The following is a 19293-nucleotide window of genomic DNA, read 5'->3' as shown; positions in this document are numbered from 1 at the left end:
ATGATACGCACAGAAGAAATGCTGCTTAATGTAGGACCTCAGCATCCAAGTACACACGGTGTTTTTCGGCTTGTCATAAAAATTGACGGTGAAATCATTACTGAAGCGAAGCCGGTAATCGGCTATCTGCACCGAGGTACCGAAAAGCTGGCTGAGGACCTTCAATACACACAAATCATCCCCTATACGGACCGATTGGATTATCTGTCGGCAATGACGAACAACTATGTCCTTTGCCATGCTGTCGAGACGATGATGGACCTGGAAATACCTGAACGTGCCGAGTACTTGCGCGTGATCGCAATGGAACTGGGAAGAGTGGCAAGCCACTTGGTCTGGTGGGGAACATTTTTATTGGATATCGGCGCCGTCAGCCCGTTTCTCTATGCATTCCGCGAGCGCGAAATGATCATTAACATGTTAAATGAATTATCTGGTGCCCGATTGACCTTTAATTATATGCGTGTCGGAGGGGTGAAATGGGATGCACCTGAAGGCTGGATCGAAAAGGTCGGCGAGTTCATCCCATACATGCGTGAACAGCTCAAAGGCTATCACCAGCTTGTAACCGGGAATGAAATTTTCTTGAACCGTGTAAAAGGTGTCGGAACTTACACGAAGGAAGATGCCTTAAATTATTCCTTAAGCGGGGCAAACTTGCGTTGTACGGGTGTGAAATGGGATTTGCGCAAGGATGAACCATACTCTATTTATGACCGCTTTAATTTTGATGTTCCTGTCCAGAAGGGTGGAGACGCGTGGGCTCGCTACCAAGTCCGGTTAGCCGAACTTGAAGAGTCATTAAAAATTCTTGAGCAGGCGGTTGAACAATTTCCACATGAGGGAGAAATCATCGCGAAGGTGCCGAAGATTGTCAAGGTGCCAAAAGGGGAAGCTTTTGTGCGGATTGAATCACCGCGTGGTGAGATCGGCTGCTATATTGCCAGTGACGGTAAAAAAGAGCCTTACCGATTAAAATTCAGAAGACCGTCTTTTTATAACCTGCAAATTCTCCCTAAATTGTTAGAAGGTGAAAATATCGCAAACTTGATTGCGATATTAGGAGCAATTGATATTGTTCTCGGGGAGGTGGACGGCTAATGGTAGAGGATCTATTATATTCAACCCCTGGCCTGGCCAATTTTGGGATATTCTTTTTACTCGCAACCGCTTTACTGTTTGTTGTTTTAGGCTTCGTTACATATGCGATTCTTGCGGAGCGGAAGGTAATGGGGTTTATGCAGCTGCGCCATGGCCCAAACCAGGTCGGCGGCCGCTGGGGGCTGCTCCAGACAGTGGCCGATGTTTTAAAGCTGCTTCTTAAAGAGGATACGATTCCAAAGCTTGCTGATCGGCCATTGTTTATTTTGGCTCCTGTCATTGCCTTTGCACCGGCGTTTATGGTGCTGGCGACGATTCCGTTTACCGACCGGCTCCAATTTGCTGATCTAGGTGTTGGCCTCCTCTATTATATTGCGATTTCAGGCTTAACGACGATCGGGATCGTAACCGGGGGATGGGCTTCCAATAACAAGTATGCCCTGCTCGGCGGAATGCGTGCTGCTGCACAGATGATCTCCTATGAGATCCCGCTTGTCATGTCAGTACTCGGAATCATTTTGTTATCAGGCAGCTTAAACTTAAATGATATTGTTGCCACACAGGCGGAACATGGCTGGTTCATTATATGGCAGCCGATTGCGTTTATTATCTTTTTGATTGCGTCTGTTGCTGAATTAAACAGGGCACCGTTCGATTTACCCGAGGCAGAATCAGAGCTGGTTGCCGGTTTCCATGTCGAATATTCCGGATTCCGCTGGGCGTTTTATATGCTTGCCGAATACGTGTATTTCTTTGCGATGGCGTCATTGACAACAGTGCTGTTTCTGGGTGGATGGCTGCCGCTGCCATTCCTTGATTTTATTCCAGGAGCTGTCTGGTTTGCATTGAAATTCAGCCTTGTCGTTTTTATATTAGTTTGGTTCCGCGTAACCTTTCCGCGTATTCGTGCCGACCAATTAATGGAGTTCGGCTGGAAGGTGCTGCTGCCGATTGCTCTCGCCAATATTTTCTTGACGGCGATCATTAAAGAAGTGTTCAACTTGTTCTAAAATAGCCTATTTTAACCGCAAGGGGTGAAAACATGCTTGGATTAGCGAAAGGTTTAAAATATACCCTGAAAAATATGACGCGCAGTAAAGTGACCTATGATTATCCAAATGAGCCGATTCCGCTCCCTGACCGGTTTCGCGGGATTCAAAAATTTTATCCGGAAAAGTGCATCGTTTGTAACCAGTGCGCTGCCATCTGTCCAACCGATTGTATCCAGCTCACGGGTAAAAAACATCCTGACCCTGCGAAAAAAGGGAAGATCATTGACACATATGATATCAACTTTGAAATTTGTATTTTGTGTGATCTGTGCACCGAGGTCTGCCCGACTGAGGCAATTATCATGACCAATAATTTTGAGTTGGCGGAGTACAGCCGTGATGAGCTTTTCAAAAACCTTGAATGGCTGGATGAGAACGATGAAAACAAACGGCAGGTGAATAAAGCATGACGTTATCAGGCGAATTAATTGCGTTTATGTGTCTTGCGATCGTGGCGGTGATCGGCGGCGTGCTTTTATTAAACCTTTCCAAAGTCGTTCATATGGTCATTGCGCTCGTTTTTACATTTATCAGTATCGCCGGCATTTATATTCTGCTGTCTGCTGAATTTCTGGCCGTTGTCCAAATCTTGATTTATTCAGGTGCCGTTACGATTATTATGCTATTCGGGATTATGCTGACGCGCCATAATGACACGAGTGAAGCAAAAACGGGGAAATGGCGCAAGCTGCTTTTACTGGCAGCTGTTCTCGGCTTCGCATTTGCCGTCTATATTGGAATCTACAATCTTGAGCTTCCTGCGGCAGAAAACACGCTCCACGAAAACAATACGGAACAGATCGGGATTGCGTTGTATTCTAAATTTATTATTCCGTTTGAACTGACTTCCGTCGTTCTGCTCGTTGCGTTGGTTGGCGCGATTGTTCTCGCCAGAAAAGATGATCTGAAGGAGGAGGGGAAGGAATGAGTCATGTTCCTGTTGCAGCTTACCTGGCCCTTGCCTTAATTTTATTCTGCATCGGCTTGTATGGAGCTTTAACAAAGCGCAATACAGTCATTATCCTGATTTCGATTGAGCTAATGCTGAATGCGGTCAATATCAACCTGGTGGCTTTCAGCAAATACGGGGTGGCGCCATCCATTGACGGGCAAATCTTTGCTTTGTTCGGAATTACGGTTGCGGCGGCTGAAGCTGCTGTCGGCCTTGCGATATTAATCGCATTATATCGTAATCGTAAGACAGTTAACTCGGATGAAATGAATATTTTAAAACATTGACATTTGTAATAGCGACACGCACGGATTGAAAGAGAGAAAAGGTTCCGAAATTTTTTTAGGAATCTAAAGACGCCATCCTTCTGATTGGAGGTTTCGTCTGTTAGACCCGTACAATGCGGGTCCAATCAAACGCGCTGAACTGGACCAGGCAGCCTTGCGTGGCACCTGCGCGTTCTAAAAAAGGGGATTGTGATAGAGATGGAGAGTGCTTGGATCATACCGCTTTTCCCGCTTTTATCGTTTGTAATCCTTCTTCTATTTGGCAAACGGCTCAAAGAAGCAAGTGCATATGTAGGGATTTTGCTGACTTTAGCTTCTTTTGTCTATTCTCTGTTGGTATTGTTTGAACGTTTTACATCACCGACATATAAGACAGAAGCCGTCTGGCTCACGATAGGAGATGTTCAACTAACAGCGGGGATTGAAGTCAATCAATTAAATGCATTGATGCTGATTATTGTATCGCTCGTCAGTTTAATAGTACATACATATTCAAAAGGTTATATGCATGGTGATGAGCGGCTTTCAGTTTTTTACGCTTATTTAGGATTATTTACATTTGCAATGCTTGGCCTTGTTTTATCACCGAACCTTTTACAAACTTATATTTTCTGGGAGCTTGTTGGTGTCGGTTCCTTCCTGTTAATCGGGTTTTACTTTTATAAAGATGAAGCCAGGCACGCCGCTAAAAAAGCGTTTGTTATGACACGAGTCGGCGATGTCGGCCTCTTTATCGGGATGATCCTGTTATTCTGGCAGGTTGGCAGCTTTGAGTATGATGAAATTTTCAGGGCGGTTGACGAAGGAATTATTTCCGAAGGAATGATTACGCTGACTGCGATTCTCGTCTTTATCGGGGCAGTCGGAAAATCGGGTCAATTCCCGCTTCATACATGGCTCCCGGACGCGATGGAAGGGCCGACTCCTGTTTCCGCCCTTATTCACGCAGCGACAATGGTTGCGGCCGGTGTCTACTTAGTAGCCGCGCTCTTTCCGCTTTTTACAGCGAGTGAAACGGCGTTAATGACGGTGGCGGTAATTGGAGCATTCACAGCGATTTTTGCGGCAAGCATCGGCCTTGTCCAAAAGGATATTAAAAGGGTGCTCGCCTATTCCACGGTCAGCCAGCTTGGTTACATGATGCTGGCATTAGGATCTGCCGGGTATGTTGCCGGTGTTTTTCACTTAATGACCCACGCCTTTTTTAAAGCCTTGCTCTTCCTTGCGGCTGGAAGCGTGATCCATGCTGTCCATACGCAGGACATTGAACAAATGGGCGGCTTATGGAAAAAGCTGCGCCTGACCGGACCGTTATTTCTAATCGGGACTCTTGCAATAAGTGGTGTACCGTTATTTTCCGGATTTTTCAGCAAGGACGAGATTTTAATTGCGGCATGGGCCCACGGGAATACTGGATTGTTCTGGCTTGCCGTGGCAGCAGCGTTTTTTACAGCTTTCTATATGTTCCGGCTCTTTTTTATGGTATTTAGCGGAGAAGCGCGTTCCGATATGGGAAAAGTCCATGAATCGCCTGCGGTGATGACTTTTCCGATGATCGTTTTAGGTGTACTCGCGGTTGTGGCCGGCTATTTCAATACCCCTTGGTTTGGAACCTTTTTGGGTGATTGGCTGACGAAGGGAAATGAAGCACTTGGCCACGGCCACATTGAAGGCCCGGCCTGGATCATGATCGTGGCGACCGTTGTTTCTTTGCTGGGAATCCTGCTCGCCTGGCTTATTTATGGCAAAGGCTCGCTTTCAAGGGATGTGTTTAGCAGCCGGATGCCAATGGCCTATAACATCCTCTACAACAAATATTATATTGATGAGTTTTACCAGCTCGCCTTTGTGAATGGCGCCAAGAGCATAAGCTACTTTCTCCGTTACATTGAAGAGTTTTTAGTCGAGGGAATTATCAAGGGAATCACCACGTTCGTCCAGGCTTTAGGAAAACTGGGAGCAAAACTTCAGGATGGCCAGGTGCAAACGTACGGAACAGTTGCCTTTTTCGGTCTCGCCTTGCTGGTGGTCATCTTTGCTTTAACAGGGGGGTATTTCGGATGAACAGCAGCTATCTTTTAACCGCATTAGTATTCTCCCCCTTGCTTGGTATTCTTGTGCTCGCCTTTCTGCCAAAAGCAAAGGAAAAGATGATTAAGACGATCGGCTTTATCGCAACACTGCCTGCGCTTATCCTCGCTTTGGTTGCTTATTTCCAATACCGGGGCGGGGCAGATTTGGACCGTTTTTCGGTTGAGCTTCCATGGATCAAATTTGCAAACCTGCCGGACGAGTATTTGTATGCAATCTTTTACGAGCTCGGTGTAGACGGTTTTTCCTTAATCATGATTGTGTTAACTGCCATACTGTCAACACTGGCAGCGATTGCCTCCATTCATATTAAGAAAGAATGGAAAGGCTATTTCATGCTGTTTTTGCTTTTGCAAACGGGAATGCTCGGTGTATTTGCCGCTGAAAACCTGGTTTTGTTCTTTATCTTTTTTGAGATTACGTTAATCCCAATGTTCTTTTTAATTGGGAAGTGGGGTTATTTTGAAAAAGAAAAAGCGGCATTCAGCTTCCTGGTCTATAACGGGTTGGGGTCGGCTGTCCTGCTGATCGTCATTATGGTTCTGTTTGCAAAAACGGGTACAGCCAATATTGATCTGCTCTCACAGCTATTAGATGCGGACGGACCACAGTCACTTTTGTCTGAGCCGCTGAAATTCGGCTTGCTGATTTCGCTTATTGTCGCTTTTGGCGTCAAGCTGCCGATTTTTCCTTTGCACAGCTGGATGCTGAAGGTGCACGTTGAGGCGCCGCCCTCAATTGTAATGCTGCACTCCGGGATATTATTAAAGATTGGTGCATTCGGTCTGATCCGTTTTGGGATGGGGATTTTTCCAGAACAGTTTTTGCAGCTTGCTCCGGTGTTGGCGGTCCTTGGTGTCATTAACCTGCTGTACGGGGCGTTCCTGGCCTTAATTCAAAAGGATTTCAAAATGGTGCTTGCTTACTCCTCCATTTCGCATATGGGGATCGTCTTAATTGGATTGGGGGCAGCTAATGAGGCAGGCGTTCAGGGAGCGATTTTCCAGGTTGTCTCCCATGGATTAATCTCCGCATTGCTGTTCTTCCTTGTCAGTATTTTTTATGAGCGTCTGCAAACCTCCCATCTTGACAACCTTGGCGGGCTTGCAAAGGGAATGCCGCTCACGGCAGGCTTTTTAATGGCCGGGGCAATGGCTTCGCTCGGCCTGCCGGGAATGTCCGGCTTCATAAGTGAGTTCATGGCATTTCTCGGCCTGTTTGAAACAAATCCAATTTTAGCGGCGGTCGGGACAATCGGGATCATCATGACAGCTGTTTATCTATTAAGGGCTGTTCTTTCGATCACATTTGGAAAAGCACACCGGGAGTTTGCCGGAGTTCCCGATTTGCGAACGGTTGAAATGGTGCCAGTCTTAACGCTGATCGGTTTAATCATTTTAATTGGAGTGTACCCGGCTGTTCTCGGCGGGGCACTGGAGACAACAATAGAGACGATCATGCTGGGGATAGGAGGCTGATGAAGGATGGAACTCAAAACTTTATTATCGTTTGAATGGGGAATCATGGCACCGGAATTCATCATCCTCGGTTTAACGGTCTTGCTGTCACTTCTCGACCTTTTTATGCCAAAGAAAATCGACCGGAAAGTTTTAGGCTGGGTCGGGTTTGCCGGGATAGTAGCTGCAATTGCCTTCCTCGTCGGCTTAATCGACGATCCGGTTGGCTCGATTCTTTATGATACTTTCAGGCTTGATTCATTTTCGAAGCTTTTCAAGCTGCTGCTTTTAGGTGGCGCTGCTTTGGTCATGCTGCTGGCGCTCAGCTATGAGCCGAAAGAAGGAATGAAGGAGTACAGGGGAGAGTTTTTCTATCTGTTTCTGGCAGGCCTGCTCGGCGCGATGATGATGACGTCAAGCGGTGACCTGATTACGCTGTTCGTTGGCCTTGAATTGTTATCGATTTCCTCCTACATTTTAGCGGGAATGCGAAAAACGAATTTGCGATCCAATGAAGCAGCGATGAAGTATGTGATCAACGGCGGAATCTCAACCGGAATCACATTGTTTGGGATGAGCTATGTATATGGTTTAACAGGGACAACCAATTTGATAGAAATGGGCAGTTTTTTGACAACCAGTCTTGAGTCCCAATATATATATCTGCTTGGATTAGCCTTCTTTATGATCTTTGTCGGGTTATCCTTTAAGCTCGCAACAGCTCCGTTCCATATGTGGGCACCGGATGTTTATGAAGGGGCACCGACACCCGTTACGGCTTTCTTGAGCGTTGTCTCGAAGACGGCAGGATTTGTCTTGCTAGTCCGCGTGCTGTTGACGATTTTTGCGAGCATCTCTTCCGATGGGGCAGGCTCGCTCCCTTTATTGCTGAAAGTGCAGGATTATATGGCGTTTCTGGCAGGAGCAACGATGGTGATCGGAAATGTTGTCGCACTAAGGCAGCGGAATATAAAAAGGATGCTGGCCTATTCCAGCATCGCACATGCCGGTTACCTGCTTGTTGCTGTGACCACATTTACCTTTATATTCGATGCTTTGTGGTTTTATCTGCTAGCTTATCTGTTCATGAATCTTGGTGCCTTCGCGGTCGTCCAGTTACTGACGGAAAAAGCCGGCACTGAAGATATCAGCGGGTTTGCCGGCCTTTACCGCCGCGCACCGTTTCTGGCTGTAGTGATGGGCATTTTTATTCTCTCGTTAGCCGGCATTCCCGGAACTGCTGGTTTTATCGGAAAGTTAAATATTTTCATCGGTGCACTGGCACCAAACCCGGGCCATTATGTGCTGGCATCGCTCATGATTGCAGCAACAGTTGTTTCATACATTTATTATTTTGGCATAATGACACAAATGTTTTTCAGGCCTTCAGCAAGTGATGAAAAGATTAGAATTCCGGCTGGTGTTTCAGCCGTTGTGCTTGTTTGTGCTTTTGCGACCGTCCTGTTTGGTCTGATGCCAAACATCGCAATTGACTTTTTCCACTCTGGAAATTTTAACTTGCTTGATTATTTACAATAATAAAATCAAGGCAGTTTTTAGGGGAAAAACAGCATGAATTTTACGGACAAGGCAGCATACAGGGGTAGAAAATAGAAGGGGGCAATATGTCTCCTTCTTTTATTATGCAGCTGACGCTGTAAAAAATGAAACCTTTCACAATGGTTTTCCGTCAAATGATAGGGCAACGCCTCTTTCTTGCTCTTAAAAGAAATGATAAAATGGTCAACAGTAAAAATTAGGAGGTCGTGATCATAATGACAGGATTTGGAGAACAGGCAGTAATTAGTATTTTGGCACACCTTATTTTTATTGCTCTGGCATGGTGGGCACTTCAGGCTATCAATATTGATAAGATTCTCCGTGGAAACCATGTAATCCAGGCCAGAACGCTCTATATTCTTTTATCGATTGCACTCGGATCGACTGTTAGCAATTTCTTTCTCGACTACCTGTTATGGTCCCAACAGCTCCCGCTCTTTTTCCAATTTATTTTTATGGGAAAAAATTAGGTCTTCATACATGTTCCCAAAACGGAAGTTTTTAAGTACAATACTTTTTGTTGTTGTTTTTTAAGGGTGTTTTTTAAGTCCTTACATAAAAAGACCGGTTTGTCGCAAATGGCAACTGCATTGTGATTTATTGAGCGCACGCATCTTCTATTTGTCTAAAAGTGACGAGAATTCCCAAGTATGATGAGCTCCTCCATGGTAACAATGGTACTAAGGGGAGGAGTATCGAAATGAAGAAATTTTCTATAGTTTTATCATTTATTGGCATAATTGGTTTTATCATCTTTCAATTTGGGAATAGAACGACTGAAGCGAATGGACAACAAGACCTATTAACGTTAGCAAAAATATTGCATGACGAGAATATTATCATCAATGAATGGTCTTTACATGCAAGAGAAAAAATGGAAACTTTTCAAACCGCCGATGATGTAGAGCAACACATAGATGCTTTGCAACAGGAGTTTTCCTCATGGAAATGGTCGAATTTTGACGGCAAAAAACATCGTGAGGTTTCTGCTGTCAGCTCAGGTCCGACATATCAAGAAAAGATTCGGCTTCTGATCACGTCTGCTAACGAGGAATTCCATGCATATCTCATCTACGAGGTGAATGGAAAACAATGGAGTGAAATATCGGAAAATTTTCTCAAATTTGGTATAGCCGAGCGAATTTCTGACATTTTTCGAGGAAAAGCCACAATTTTCTCTTGTATCAAAGGCGAATTCAATGATAAGCTTAAAACGGCTTTGCCTGAATATGTAAACATGTTACTCGAAGTCTTAAATGGAAAAGAAATTGAAGCTCTTCAGGAAGATTCATTTATTTCAATGTCGGCATACTCGCCGCTATTTGCCGCTGAGCTTAAAGGCAAATCTGAAAAGATGAACTTTCAGTTGGCTTTACGCAATCAAGGATTGGGTGGAAAGACTAGCATCGTAGTTGGCACACCCATCATCACGATTGAATATTAATATAGAGAAATTGGACGCGGAGGGGAATACTTTTGGAAAAAATCATCGTCCGCGGCGGAAGAAGGCTTAACGGCACCGTAAAGGTAGAAGGAGCAAAAAACGCCGTATTGCCTGTAATCGCTGCAACACTATTAGCAAGTGATGGAAAAAGCATAATTCGTGATGTGCCGACTCTCTCCGATGTATATACCATCAATGAAGTGTTGCGCTATTTGAACGCCGAAGTGGAGTTTGAAAATAACGAAGTTGTTGTTAATGCATCTGGTGACTTAAAGGTGGAAGCGCCTTTCGAATATGTTCGCAAAATGCGCGCTTCAGTATTGGTGATGGGATCACTTTTAGCACGAAATGGCCGTGCGCGTGTAGCATTGCCAGGCGGTTGTGCGATTGGCTCCCGCCCGATAGACCAGCACCTCAAAGGTTTTGAAGCAATGGGTGCGGTAGTAAAAGTAGGGAATGGTTTCATTGAAGCTGAAGCAGCCGGAGGCCGCTTGCATGGAGCAAAAATATATCTCGATTTCCCAAGTGTCGGCGCTACGGAAAATATCATGATGGCAGCAACACTTGCTGAGGGTACAACAGTGATCGAGAACGTGGCGAAAGAGCCGGAGATTGTTGACCTGGCAAACTTCCTAAACAAGATGGGTGCAAAAGTAAGAGGTGCCGGTACCGGGACGATTCGCATTGAAGGTGTGGATGTACTTTTTGGAGCTGAGCACAATATTATTCCTGACCGAATAGAAGCAGGAACATTTATGGTTGCAGCAGCGATCACAGGTGGCAATGTCCTTGTTAAAGGTGCTGTTCCTGAGCATATAGCTTCATTAATTGCAAAGATGGCAGAAATGGGCGTCACAATTCGTGAAGAAGCAGACGGCGTACGCGTCATCGGGCCTGAAAAATTAAAGGCTGTCGATATTAAGACAATGCCGCACCCGGGCTTTCCAACTGACATGCAGTCACAAATGATGTCTTTACTGCTCAGAGCAAAAGGAACAAGCGTGATTACTGAAACCGTTTTTGAAAATCGCTTTATGCACGTTGAAGAATTTAGAAGAATGAACGCTGAAATTAAAATAGAAGGCCGTTCCGTGATCGTGAACGGACCATCCGATCTGCAAGGAGCAGAAGTTGCCGCAACCGATCTTCGCGCAGCTGCCGCTTTGATCCTGACAGGACTTGTAGCAGATGGAATGACCCGTGTCACAGAACTGAAGCATCTTGACCGCGGCTATGTCAACTTCCATGATAAATTAGCGTCGCTCGGAGCCGACATCGAAAGAGTCCGCGACGCAGACGAAACGACTGTGCTTGAAGAAAAAATCATTTCTGATATGAACGCATAATACACGAAGCCGGGAACTATCTCCCGGCTTCTTCATTGTTTTGCGGCGTGCGCGCATAATCCAGTTGCGAAACTTTCCGATGTGTATTGCGCTCGTAAATGAGCGGTCGTGGTCATGATGTAGTTTCGCTCGTAAATCGAAGGACATTTCCCTGGCTCACATAGCTCATCTTGTCCTTCATAGCCTGGATGAAGGACATTTCCCTGGCTTACTTAACTATTTTTGTCCTTCATTATCTGGAGAAATACCGCTCGTAAATTTCAATTTACGCTCATAAATTTTGAGATCCGCGAAAAAAACTCCAATACCCCGTTCTAAGATCAGGAACATTCAAACTAGTGAAACCGACTCCCACTATGAAGCAGCCATTCACTCATGAACTTATCAAGATATATCTACATACACGTAAATTTATCACCGAGTAGGAATTTACGCTGAAGAAACCGTATCCAATTATTTTTCTGACATATTTGGTTAAGCTCCTCCATATTATGAATGGAGACGGGAATCAGCGACTATCCCGTTTACATTTCGTATGGGGGCTTAATCATGATAAAGATCAAACCATTCATTGTACTAGCAGTCATTCTATTCGTGATCACCTTAATGGTTCCAACAATGCTTGTCCTCCCATTTGCAGAGGAAAACGCAGCCGGAAAGCTTGGAGAAGAGAAGAATCTACGACCACAAGCAACTCACGGTGAAAAGGCGGCTGAGCCGGCAGTCAAGGTAGCCGTTTACAGAACTGCTGCAAAACAAATTGAAAAAATACCTCTTGAAAAATATTTGATTGGCGTTGTAGCTGCAGAAATGCCGGCACAGTTTGAAAAAGAGGCGTTGAAGGCGCAGGCCTTAACAGCAAGAACTTATATTGTCAGCCAAATGATCAGCGGTGAGACAGACGGAGTACCCGAAGGCGCTGATGTTACGGACACGGAACTGCACCAAGTATACAAAAATGATCAGGACTTGAAGAAAATTTGGGACAAAGACTATGACTGGAAACTGAAAAAAGTCACAGCCGCAGTTCAGGAAACGGCCGGCCAGATTTTAACATATGAAGGTTCACCGATCACACCAACTTTTTTTTCAACGAGTAACGGGTTCACCGAAAACTCGGAGGACTATTGGAAAAATGCATATCCTTATTTAAGAAGCGTTGAAAGTCCATGGGACAAAGAATCCCCTAAATTTACTGACCAGAAATCGATCCCTGTGGCACAGTTTGAATCGACGCTGGGCGTAAAGATTACTGATCCCGCCAACTTCGGGAAAACGATCACCGAAAGAACAGCAGGGAAACGAGTTGGAAAAGTAAGGATTGGCGAAAAAGTACTGACCGGTAAAGAAATTCGGGAAAAACTTCAGCTTAAGTCATCCGATTTTAGCTGGGTGTTAAAAGGAGAAAATGTCGTTATCACGACAAAAGGATTTGGACACGGGGTAGGAATGAGCCAGTATGGCGCCAACGGAATGGCATCTGACGGAAAAACCTATCAGGAAATTGTCGAGCATTATTATCAGGGCGTGGAAATAACTCAATCAGATTCACTTTTGACAAAAATAACTGCACAAAAATAACACCGAAGCCTCGCGCTTCGGTGCTTTTAAATTTGTTTTAATTTTTGTAATACAGCAGCTATGACAGGAAAACGCTTATGAAAATAAGCTGCTCTTATGATCCACCAGGCGGTGATCACACCAATTACGTCTTTTACAAAATCAATCAAAGTCGCCGAACGGTATGGGACGAAATACTGGTGAATTTCATCGAGCAATCCATAAGACGCTGCGATGAGCGCGCAAATAAGATTTGTCCTGGCTGAAAACTTCCCTGTCGTTATATAAGCCACTGCAAGCAGTACATGCAATATGCCAAATTCTATTAAATGAAGCGATTCCTTCAGGAAGCGGTCAATCGAAGAGGAAGGAAGTTCAACGACGGCATTATCCGGCAAACTCGAAAGAATCCAAATCAACGCCATATAAGCGAGCGGCAGAAGCCGTATCGTCCACTTTACAATCATCATGGCAAAAACTCCTTATAAAAATTTTGAAAATAAATGCATAGATTTAAATTTTTGTCGAAAAATAAGCAGAAAAAAATATTTATAGAAACGTATATATTTTTCCTTATCTGTTCAAACTGGTTGCTGAGGTGATGAAAATGAGAGAGGAAGAAAAGAAACGATCTTCTCAAGGTTCCAGTTTGAAGCGCTTTTTTAAAAAGCGTTGGGTATTTCCAGCCATTTATATTGCAAGTGCAGCAATTATCCTAACCGCGGTTCTCTGGTATCAACAAAGCAACAATGCAGACACTGACAAATATGATTACAGTGCCTCCGACGTACCAGGCAGAAGCGCCAGTGATGAGCCTGCAGTAGAAGTGAACCGCTCGATGGAGAACTTTGTAATGCCGGTGACGGATCCTGACTCAGTTGTAATCCAAAAACAATTTTATGATTACGAAGGAGATGCGGAAGATCAGGAAGCCGCATTAGTATTCTACGACAATACGTATCATCCGAACACGGGTATTGATATTGCAATGGAAAATGGCGAGACATTTGAGGTTGTCGCTGCGCTTAGCGGGACAGTTACAAAAGTCGAAAAAGATTCCTTATTGGGAAACGTCATCGTAATCGAACATGATGATGAAATTGCCACACAGTATCAGTCAATAACAGACATAGGCATTGAGGTTGGCGACAAGGTCGAACAAGGACAAGCTCTTGCCAAGGCTGGACAAAGCTTGTTCAACAAGGATGCCGGAGTCCATGTGCACTTCGAAATCCGCAAGCAAAATGAACCTGTAAATCCACTTGATTATTTTAATAAACCATTGAGCACACTGCAAGAAGAAACATCTGCTGAAGACAGCAAAGCTTCTGAAGAAAAAAGTGCTGCCGATGACAGTGGAGCTGCAGAAGAAGGCGAACCGGCTAAAGACAGCAAACCTTCTGACGACACAGGCTCTCAGGAAGAAGAGACTGGTGCTGAAGACAGCCAGTCCGGCCAGGATGAAGGCGACAGCACAAAGAGTGACGAAGGCAAATCTGACAAACCAACTGAAGATAAAGAAAAACAAGATGATCAGAATAAAGAACAATCTTCTAAATCATCTGATGCATAAAATTGATCGAGCCCGCTCTTTAGCGGGTTTTTTTCTGTGCAATCGGATGAAAGCAGTTGGAAACCAAGCTCGCCACACCCCTTATCACACTGCCACAAAGATAATTCTGACCCGAAAATATTGTGAAAATATCAACAAATAGCTAAAATGGAATAGTCGGAAAAATTAAAATGAAAGACAATCCAGAGTAGTTAACTTGAACTAGTAATGTTACCCCTAAAAGCTTTTCAATCGAAAAACCTCCCATTATCGGGGCGAACTTCCCCTGCATTCTCCTGCGCAATAAACAATAATTGCTGCGAAACCCCGCATCAATAAGGAAACTCTGAAAACCGGCAGCTGCTCTTTCATTTTTACTACCGGATCGATCAGCGAGATAACCGGGCTAGAAAACCCAGCAAAAACTTTCACACATTCAAAACGCAGAAGGGTTGAGAACGATGACGAATACTTCCATCCAGACATATATGCTAAAAACGTTTGAACATTTGCACAGTAACCCTGAAATAAGCTGGGAAGAAGTTAAGACAACGGGTTTCCTGAAACAAGAAACGGAAAAGCTCGGATGCCGGGTAACCACATTTCCCGACAGCACCGGACTGATCGCCGAGATCGGTAACGGCAAGCCGATTGTCGCGATCAGGGCAGATATTGATGCGCTTTCGCAGGAAGTGAATGGAGACTTCCAGCCTAACCATTCGTGCGGACATGATGCGCATATGACGATCGTGCTTGGCGCAATCCAAATCTTAAAGGAGCGGTCAGCTGAATGGGAAGGGACAATTCGCTTCATTTTTCAACCGGCTGAGGAAAAAGGCACCGGTGCATTAAAAATGGTCGAGCTCGGTGCCGTTGATGATGTCGATTTTTTGTTTGGCGTCCATTTGCGCCCGGAAAATGAAATGGGTGACGGATATGCCGCCCCGTTCCTGATCCATGGGGCCGCCCGTTTTATCAGCGCGAGCATTTCAGGCGAAGATATGCATGGTGCGAGGCCGCATCTTGGAGCTAATGCAATTGAGGCAGGTGCTGCGCTCGTGCACATGCTTAAAAACATATACGTCAATCCGCTGACCCCGGCCTCGATCAAAATGACTAAATTTATCTCCGGAGGAGAAAGTTCCAATATTATCCCCGGCAATGCAGAATTCAGCCTTGACCTGCGTGCGCAAACGAACGAGGCGATGGACCACCTCCAGAACAAATTGGAGAAGGCCTTTAAAGCAGTTGAAAGCTTTTATGATGTCAAAGTCTCTTTTTCAATCCCGGCGACGCTCCCGGCAGCAATCAAAAACGATGAAGCTGTAAGCATTATGAACAATGCGATTATAAATTCTTTATCAGAAGAGCGATGCTTGCCACCAATTATCACTACAGGTGGGGATGATTTTCATTTTTATACGATCAAGCGCCCGCATCTGAAAGCAACAATGCTTGGCTTAGGCTGCGGACTGGTGCCCGGACTCCATCATCCCGACATGACATTCAGAAGGGAAGCGATGGTAAAAGGAGCAGAAATCCTGACGGAGGCAGCAATTCTCGCATTGGGAACAGGAAGAGTAGATTCTTAAACGCATAGTCGCTTGACCATAATGTATTTGTCTAAATCTTTCGACATAACATTGACGAGTCTGCTATAATATTTCGATAGACGAAGTTTTATTGTAAAGGGGGAAAAGTTTTGTCATACCTTACATATCCGTATTCATCGCAAAGAATGGCTGCCATTTCCCGTAACGGCATGGTGGCAACTTCACAGCCGCTTGCAGCACAGGCAGGCCTGGATATTTTAAAAAAGGGCGGAAATGCCATCGATGCTGCGATTGCCACGGCTGCCTGCTTAACGGTAGTTGAACCAACTTCGAACGGGATCGGCGGCGATGCATTTGCCCTCGTTTGGGTGAAGGATAAGCTTTTCGGGTTGAACGGGAGCGGTCCGGCTCCGCAAAGCATTTCGATTGAAAAAGTGAAGGGATTGGGACACGAATCGATGCCGATTACCGGCTGGACCCCGGTTACCGTACCCGGTGCCCCATCTGCCTGGGCCGAGCTGTCTGAACGGTTTGGACGCCTGCCGCTTACGGAAGTATTAAAGCCGGCAATCGTTTATGCCCGCAATGGTTACCCGCTCACACCGATTCTAGGCAAGTACTGGGAGAGAGCTTTTACCGCCTATAAAACCCGTTTGAAAGGGAAAGAGTTTGACGAGTGGTTTCGCGTTTTTGCACCACAAGGCCAGGCGCCAAAAATCGGTGAAATGTGGAAGTCGGATGGCCATGCCGATACATTGGCGGAAATAGCCGAAACAAGAGCGGCAAGCTTTTATCGCGGCAGTCTCGCCGAAAAAATTGCTGATGCATCAAAAAACGCCGGTGGATTCCTGTCCAAGGAGGACCTGCAAGCCTTTAAGGCTGAGTGGGTCGAACCGGTATCTGTAAACTACCGCGGCTTTGATATTTGGGAAATTCCGCCGAACGGACAGGGCCTTGTCGCCTTAATGGCCCTAAATATTTTAAAGGGCTTCGAGTTTGTTAGCCGTGAAGATGCAGAAGCTGTCCATTTGCAGCTGGAGGCGATGAAACAAGCATTTACGGACGGAAAAGCCTACATCACTGACCCACAAACGATGAAGGCGAAAATAGAGGATTTATTATCTGCGGAGTATGGGGAAAAATGCCGCAACGCGATAAAGCCGACGGCCCAGCTGCCAGAGCCGGGGACACTGCCAAAGGGCGGTACCGTTTATCTGGCAACAGCGGACGGAGAAGGGAATATGGTCTCATTTATTCAAAGCAACTACATGGGCTTTGGATCGGGGATCGTGATACCAAACACCGGAATTTCGATGCAGAACCGCGGCCATGACTTTTCGCTTGACCCTTCTCATGAGAATGCACTTGCCCCGGGCAAGAAAACATATCATACGATTATTCCTGGTTTCATCACAAAAGACAATCAGGCTGTTGGACCATTCGGCGTAATGGGAGGCTATATGCAGCCGCAGGGACATGTCCAAGTTGCGATGAATCTGATCGATTTTGGTTTAAACCCGCAGGCAGCACTCGACGCGCCAAGATGGCAATGGATTGAAGGGAAGAAGGTTGAAGTTGAACACACCTTCCCGAACTATCTTGTCCAGCAGCTGGCGAGAAAAGGGCATGACATCAAGGTCGCCCACGATTCCGGCGGTTTTGGCCGGGGGCAGATCATTCTTCGTGATCCGGACACAGGCGTATTATCCGGAGGCACAGAACCACGTACAGACGGCTCGATTGCAAGCTGGTAAAGGGAGAGAAAAAAATGAAAACATTATTACTAACCGGATTTGAACCATTTCTTGAATTTCCAATCAACCCAACCGAAAAAATCGTCAAAGAACTGGATGGAAAACAGATTGGACAATACCAGATAACAGGCTTACTGCTGCCCGTCGATTATGCGACCACATCAGCAAAAATTATCGATGCACTGCAGACTGTGAAGCCGGATGCGGTCATTTCCCTTGGGTTGGCCGCAGGCAGAACAGCGATTACCCCGGAACGGATCGCGATCAATTGCCGCGATGGCGCTCAAGACAATAAAGGGAATTCACTGCAAGACAGCCCTGTTGTTGAAGGTGGAGCGGACGGTTATTTCAGTACCCTCCCAATCAGAAAGTTTGTCAACGTTTTAACCGAAGCAGGATATCCGGCACAAATCTCAAATACAGCTGGAACGTATCTATGCAATAACACGATGTATTCGGTCCTTCACGAGCTAAATGGCTTAGGCCTGAACATTCCAGCAGGCTTTATTCACGTGCCGGCTTCACACGAGCTTGCTTTAAATTCAAAGAAGAACATCGCAAGCTGGTCAGATCAAGACCTGCTAACATCAATCGTACTAATTATTGAGGCACTCGACTAAGAAGATAAAGCCCATAGACAAGCCCCGGTTGCTTTGTATGCAACACGGGGCTGTTCTTTTATATAGAAAATATAAAAATGGATCCCGATAGCTTCGACAAATTTCTCGGGAAATAATTTTCTCCCCGTCTTTTTATGATCTAACCTTCACTGTAATTCCGAGGGACTTTTTTTACTCATATGTGCATAAATACGAATAAAATCTTCGTTTCTGAAAATTTAGCTGCTAAAAAGCTGTCTGCATAGACTGCTGTTGTCCAATTTCCAAAAAACTTCTTCCACTCCTTGTCCCTATTGACTTTTTCGTGCATAATCCCTTATCCAAGCTAATAAAATGTTACAAACCTTAAAAGAGAGTGTTTGAGGTGAGGAGTCGTTTGAAAGCAGCGGGAATTTACTTGGAGATATGATTATACTTAGCAAAAAAGAAAGCAGCGACTTTCGGCAGCATTGTCCAGGGACATAAGATTCCTGTGCGGAGCAGCACTATCTCACGAAGCGAAGAGCGAGTCTCATTTCACACTTCTCACATCCAACCTAGGGAGGGCGAGTGGTGTGCACGATTACATCAAAGAGAGAACTATCAAGATTGGAAAGTATATCGTGGAGACGAAAAAAACGGTTCGCGTAATTGCGAAGGAGTTTGGCGTATCCAAAAGTACAGTCCATAAAGATTTAACAGAGAGGCTTCCTGAAATTAACCCTGAACTTGCAGCTGAAGTGAAAGAAATTTTAGATTATCATAAATCGATTCGCCATTTACGCGGCGGAGAAGCAACAAAAATGAAATACAAAAAAGAAGAGGAGCCCGTCCAGCAAACGTAGAACCTTCCTCCATAAAATTATTTCCGCATATTTTCCGCGAATTATGACAAAAAGTTACTTATTTCTACCTTTTTGTGATAATATATACAATTAGGATAGAATATGATTTCGTGAAAGCGGAAGCGAAAAGGACAAAAAGA

At 45.1% G+C, this 19293-nt stretch carries 18 protein-coding genes; 17 read left to right on the top strand and 1 reads right to left on the bottom strand.

What is annotated here, in order from left to right; all coding sequences use genetic code 11:
- From CU635_RS04820 to spoIID, 12 genes are all read left to right on the top strand, one after another.
- Complete coding sequence (locus tag CU635_RS04820; RefSeq protein WP_101576048.1) at positions 1 to 1101, top strand: NADH-quinone oxidoreductase subunit D; 1101 nt, start codon at positions 1 to 3, stop codon at positions 1099 to 1101.
- The gene (gene nuoH / locus CU635_RS04815) at positions 1101 to 2111 is read left to right on the top strand and encodes an NADH-quinone oxidoreductase subunit NuoH (RefSeq protein WP_101576047.1); all 1011 of its coding nucleotides are present in this window, start codon (positions 1101 to 1103) and stop codon (positions 2109 to 2111) included. Before CU635_RS04820 ends, nuoH begins: the two co-directional genes overlap by 1 nt.
- A 32-nt stretch (positions 2112 to 2143) precedes the next feature.
- Positions 2144 to 2563, top strand: coding sequence for an NADH-quinone oxidoreductase subunit NuoI (nuoI, locus tag CU635_RS04810; RefSeq protein ID WP_101576046.1), 420 nt, complete (start codon positions 2144 to 2146; stop codon positions 2561 to 2563).
- Positions 2560 to 3081 carry an NADH-quinone oxidoreductase subunit J gene (locus CU635_RS04805; RefSeq protein WP_101576045.1) on the top strand — a complete coding sequence of 174 codons (522 nt, stop codon included), beginning with the start codon at positions 2560 to 2562 and terminating at the stop codon, positions 3079 to 3081. Before nuoI ends, CU635_RS04805 begins: the two co-directional genes overlap by 4 nt.
- Entirely contained in the window at positions 3078 to 3392 is a 315-nt protein-coding gene (gene nuoK, locus CU635_RS04800) for an NADH-quinone oxidoreductase subunit NuoK (protein ID WP_101576044.1), read from the top strand. Before CU635_RS04805 ends, nuoK begins: the two co-directional genes overlap by 4 nt.
- A gap of 198 nt (positions 3393 to 3590) precedes the next feature.
- Positions 3591 to 5456, top strand: a complete 1866-nt coding sequence (gene nuoL / locus CU635_RS04795) for an NADH-quinone oxidoreductase subunit L (RefSeq protein WP_101576043.1) — start codon at positions 3591 to 3593, stop codon at positions 5454 to 5456.
- Entirely contained in the window at positions 5453 to 6961 is a 1509-nt protein-coding gene (locus CU635_RS04790) for a complex I subunit 4 family protein (RefSeq protein WP_101576042.1), read from the top strand. Before nuoL ends, CU635_RS04790 begins: the two co-directional genes overlap by 4 nt.
- 6 nt (positions 6962 to 6967) lie before the next feature.
- A complete protein-coding gene (nuoN, locus tag CU635_RS04785; protein WP_101576041.1) occupies positions 6968 to 8479 on the top strand; it encodes an NADH-quinone oxidoreductase subunit NuoN in 1512 nt (503 codons plus the stop codon).
- 233 nt (positions 8480 to 8712) lie between these two features.
- Entirely contained in the window at positions 8713 to 8970 is a 258-nt protein-coding gene (locus CU635_RS04780; protein ID WP_101576077.1) for a DUF1146 family protein, read from the top strand.
- Positions 8971 to 9200: 230 nt separating this feature from the next.
- A complete protein-coding gene (locus CU635_RS04775; protein WP_101576040.1) occupies positions 9201 to 9944 on the top strand; it encodes a YwmB family TATA-box binding protein in 744 nt (247 codons plus the stop codon).
- A gap of 32 nt (positions 9945 to 9976) precedes the next feature.
- A complete protein-coding gene (gene murA, locus CU635_RS04770; protein WP_101576039.1) occupies positions 9977 to 11290 on the top strand; it encodes a UDP-N-acetylglucosamine 1-carboxyvinyltransferase in 1314 nt (437 codons plus the stop codon).
- A gap of 549 nt (positions 11291 to 11839) precedes the next feature.
- Positions 11840 to 12871: a stage II sporulation protein D gene (gene spoIID, locus CU635_RS04765; RefSeq protein WP_101576038.1), complete on the top strand. Its 1032-nt coding sequence runs from the start codon at positions 11840 to 11842 to the stop codon at positions 12869 to 12871.
- 26 nt (positions 12872 to 12897) lie between these two features.
- Here spoIID and CU635_RS04760 read toward each other — a convergent pair whose 3' ends face one another.
- On the bottom strand, positions 12898 to 13320 hold the full coding sequence (locus tag CU635_RS04760) for a VanZ family protein (RefSeq protein WP_101576037.1): 423 nt from the start codon (positions 13318 to 13320) through the stop codon (positions 12898 to 12900).
- Between the two features lie 137 nt (positions 13321 to 13457).
- On the opposite strand from CU635_RS04760, the gene spoIIQ reads away from it, so the two are divergent.
- The 5 genes from spoIIQ to spoIIID all read left to right on the top strand — a co-directional run bounded on the left by spoIIQ (position 13458) and on the right by spoIIID (position 19153).
- Positions 13458 to 14423, top strand: coding sequence for a stage II sporulation protein SpoIIQ (gene spoIIQ, locus CU635_RS04755; protein WP_101576036.1), 966 nt, complete (start codon positions 13458 to 13460; stop codon positions 14421 to 14423).
- A gap of 431 nt (positions 14424 to 14854) precedes the next feature.
- Entirely contained in the window at positions 14855 to 15994 is a 1140-nt protein-coding gene (locus CU635_RS04750) for a M20 peptidase aminoacylase family protein (protein ID WP_373270828.1), read from the top strand.
- A 110-nt stretch (positions 15995 to 16104) separates the two neighbouring features.
- A complete protein-coding gene (locus tag CU635_RS04745) occupies positions 16105 to 17709 on the top strand; it encodes a gamma-glutamyltransferase family protein (RefSeq protein ID WP_101576034.1) in 1605 nt (534 codons plus the stop codon).
- Positions 17710 to 17723: 14 nt separating this feature from the next.
- Complete coding sequence (locus CU635_RS04740) at positions 17724 to 18329, top strand: pyroglutamyl-peptidase I (RefSeq protein WP_101576033.1); 606 nt, start codon at positions 17724 to 17726, stop codon at positions 18327 to 18329.
- 554 nt (positions 18330 to 18883) lie between these two features.
- Entirely contained in the window at positions 18884 to 19153 is a 270-nt protein-coding gene (gene spoIIID, locus CU635_RS04735) for a sporulation transcriptional regulator SpoIIID (RefSeq protein ID WP_101576032.1), read from the top strand.
- Positions 19154 to 19293: the final 140 nt, after the last annotated feature.

The organism is Bacillus canaveralius (assembly GCF_002860125.1).
In the GTDB taxonomy this organism is placed as follows: domain Bacteria; phylum Bacillota; class Bacilli; order Bacillales; family Cytobacillaceae; genus Bacillus_BJ; species Bacillus_BJ canaveralius.
This window is presented reverse-complemented; position numbering and strand designations above follow the sequence as displayed.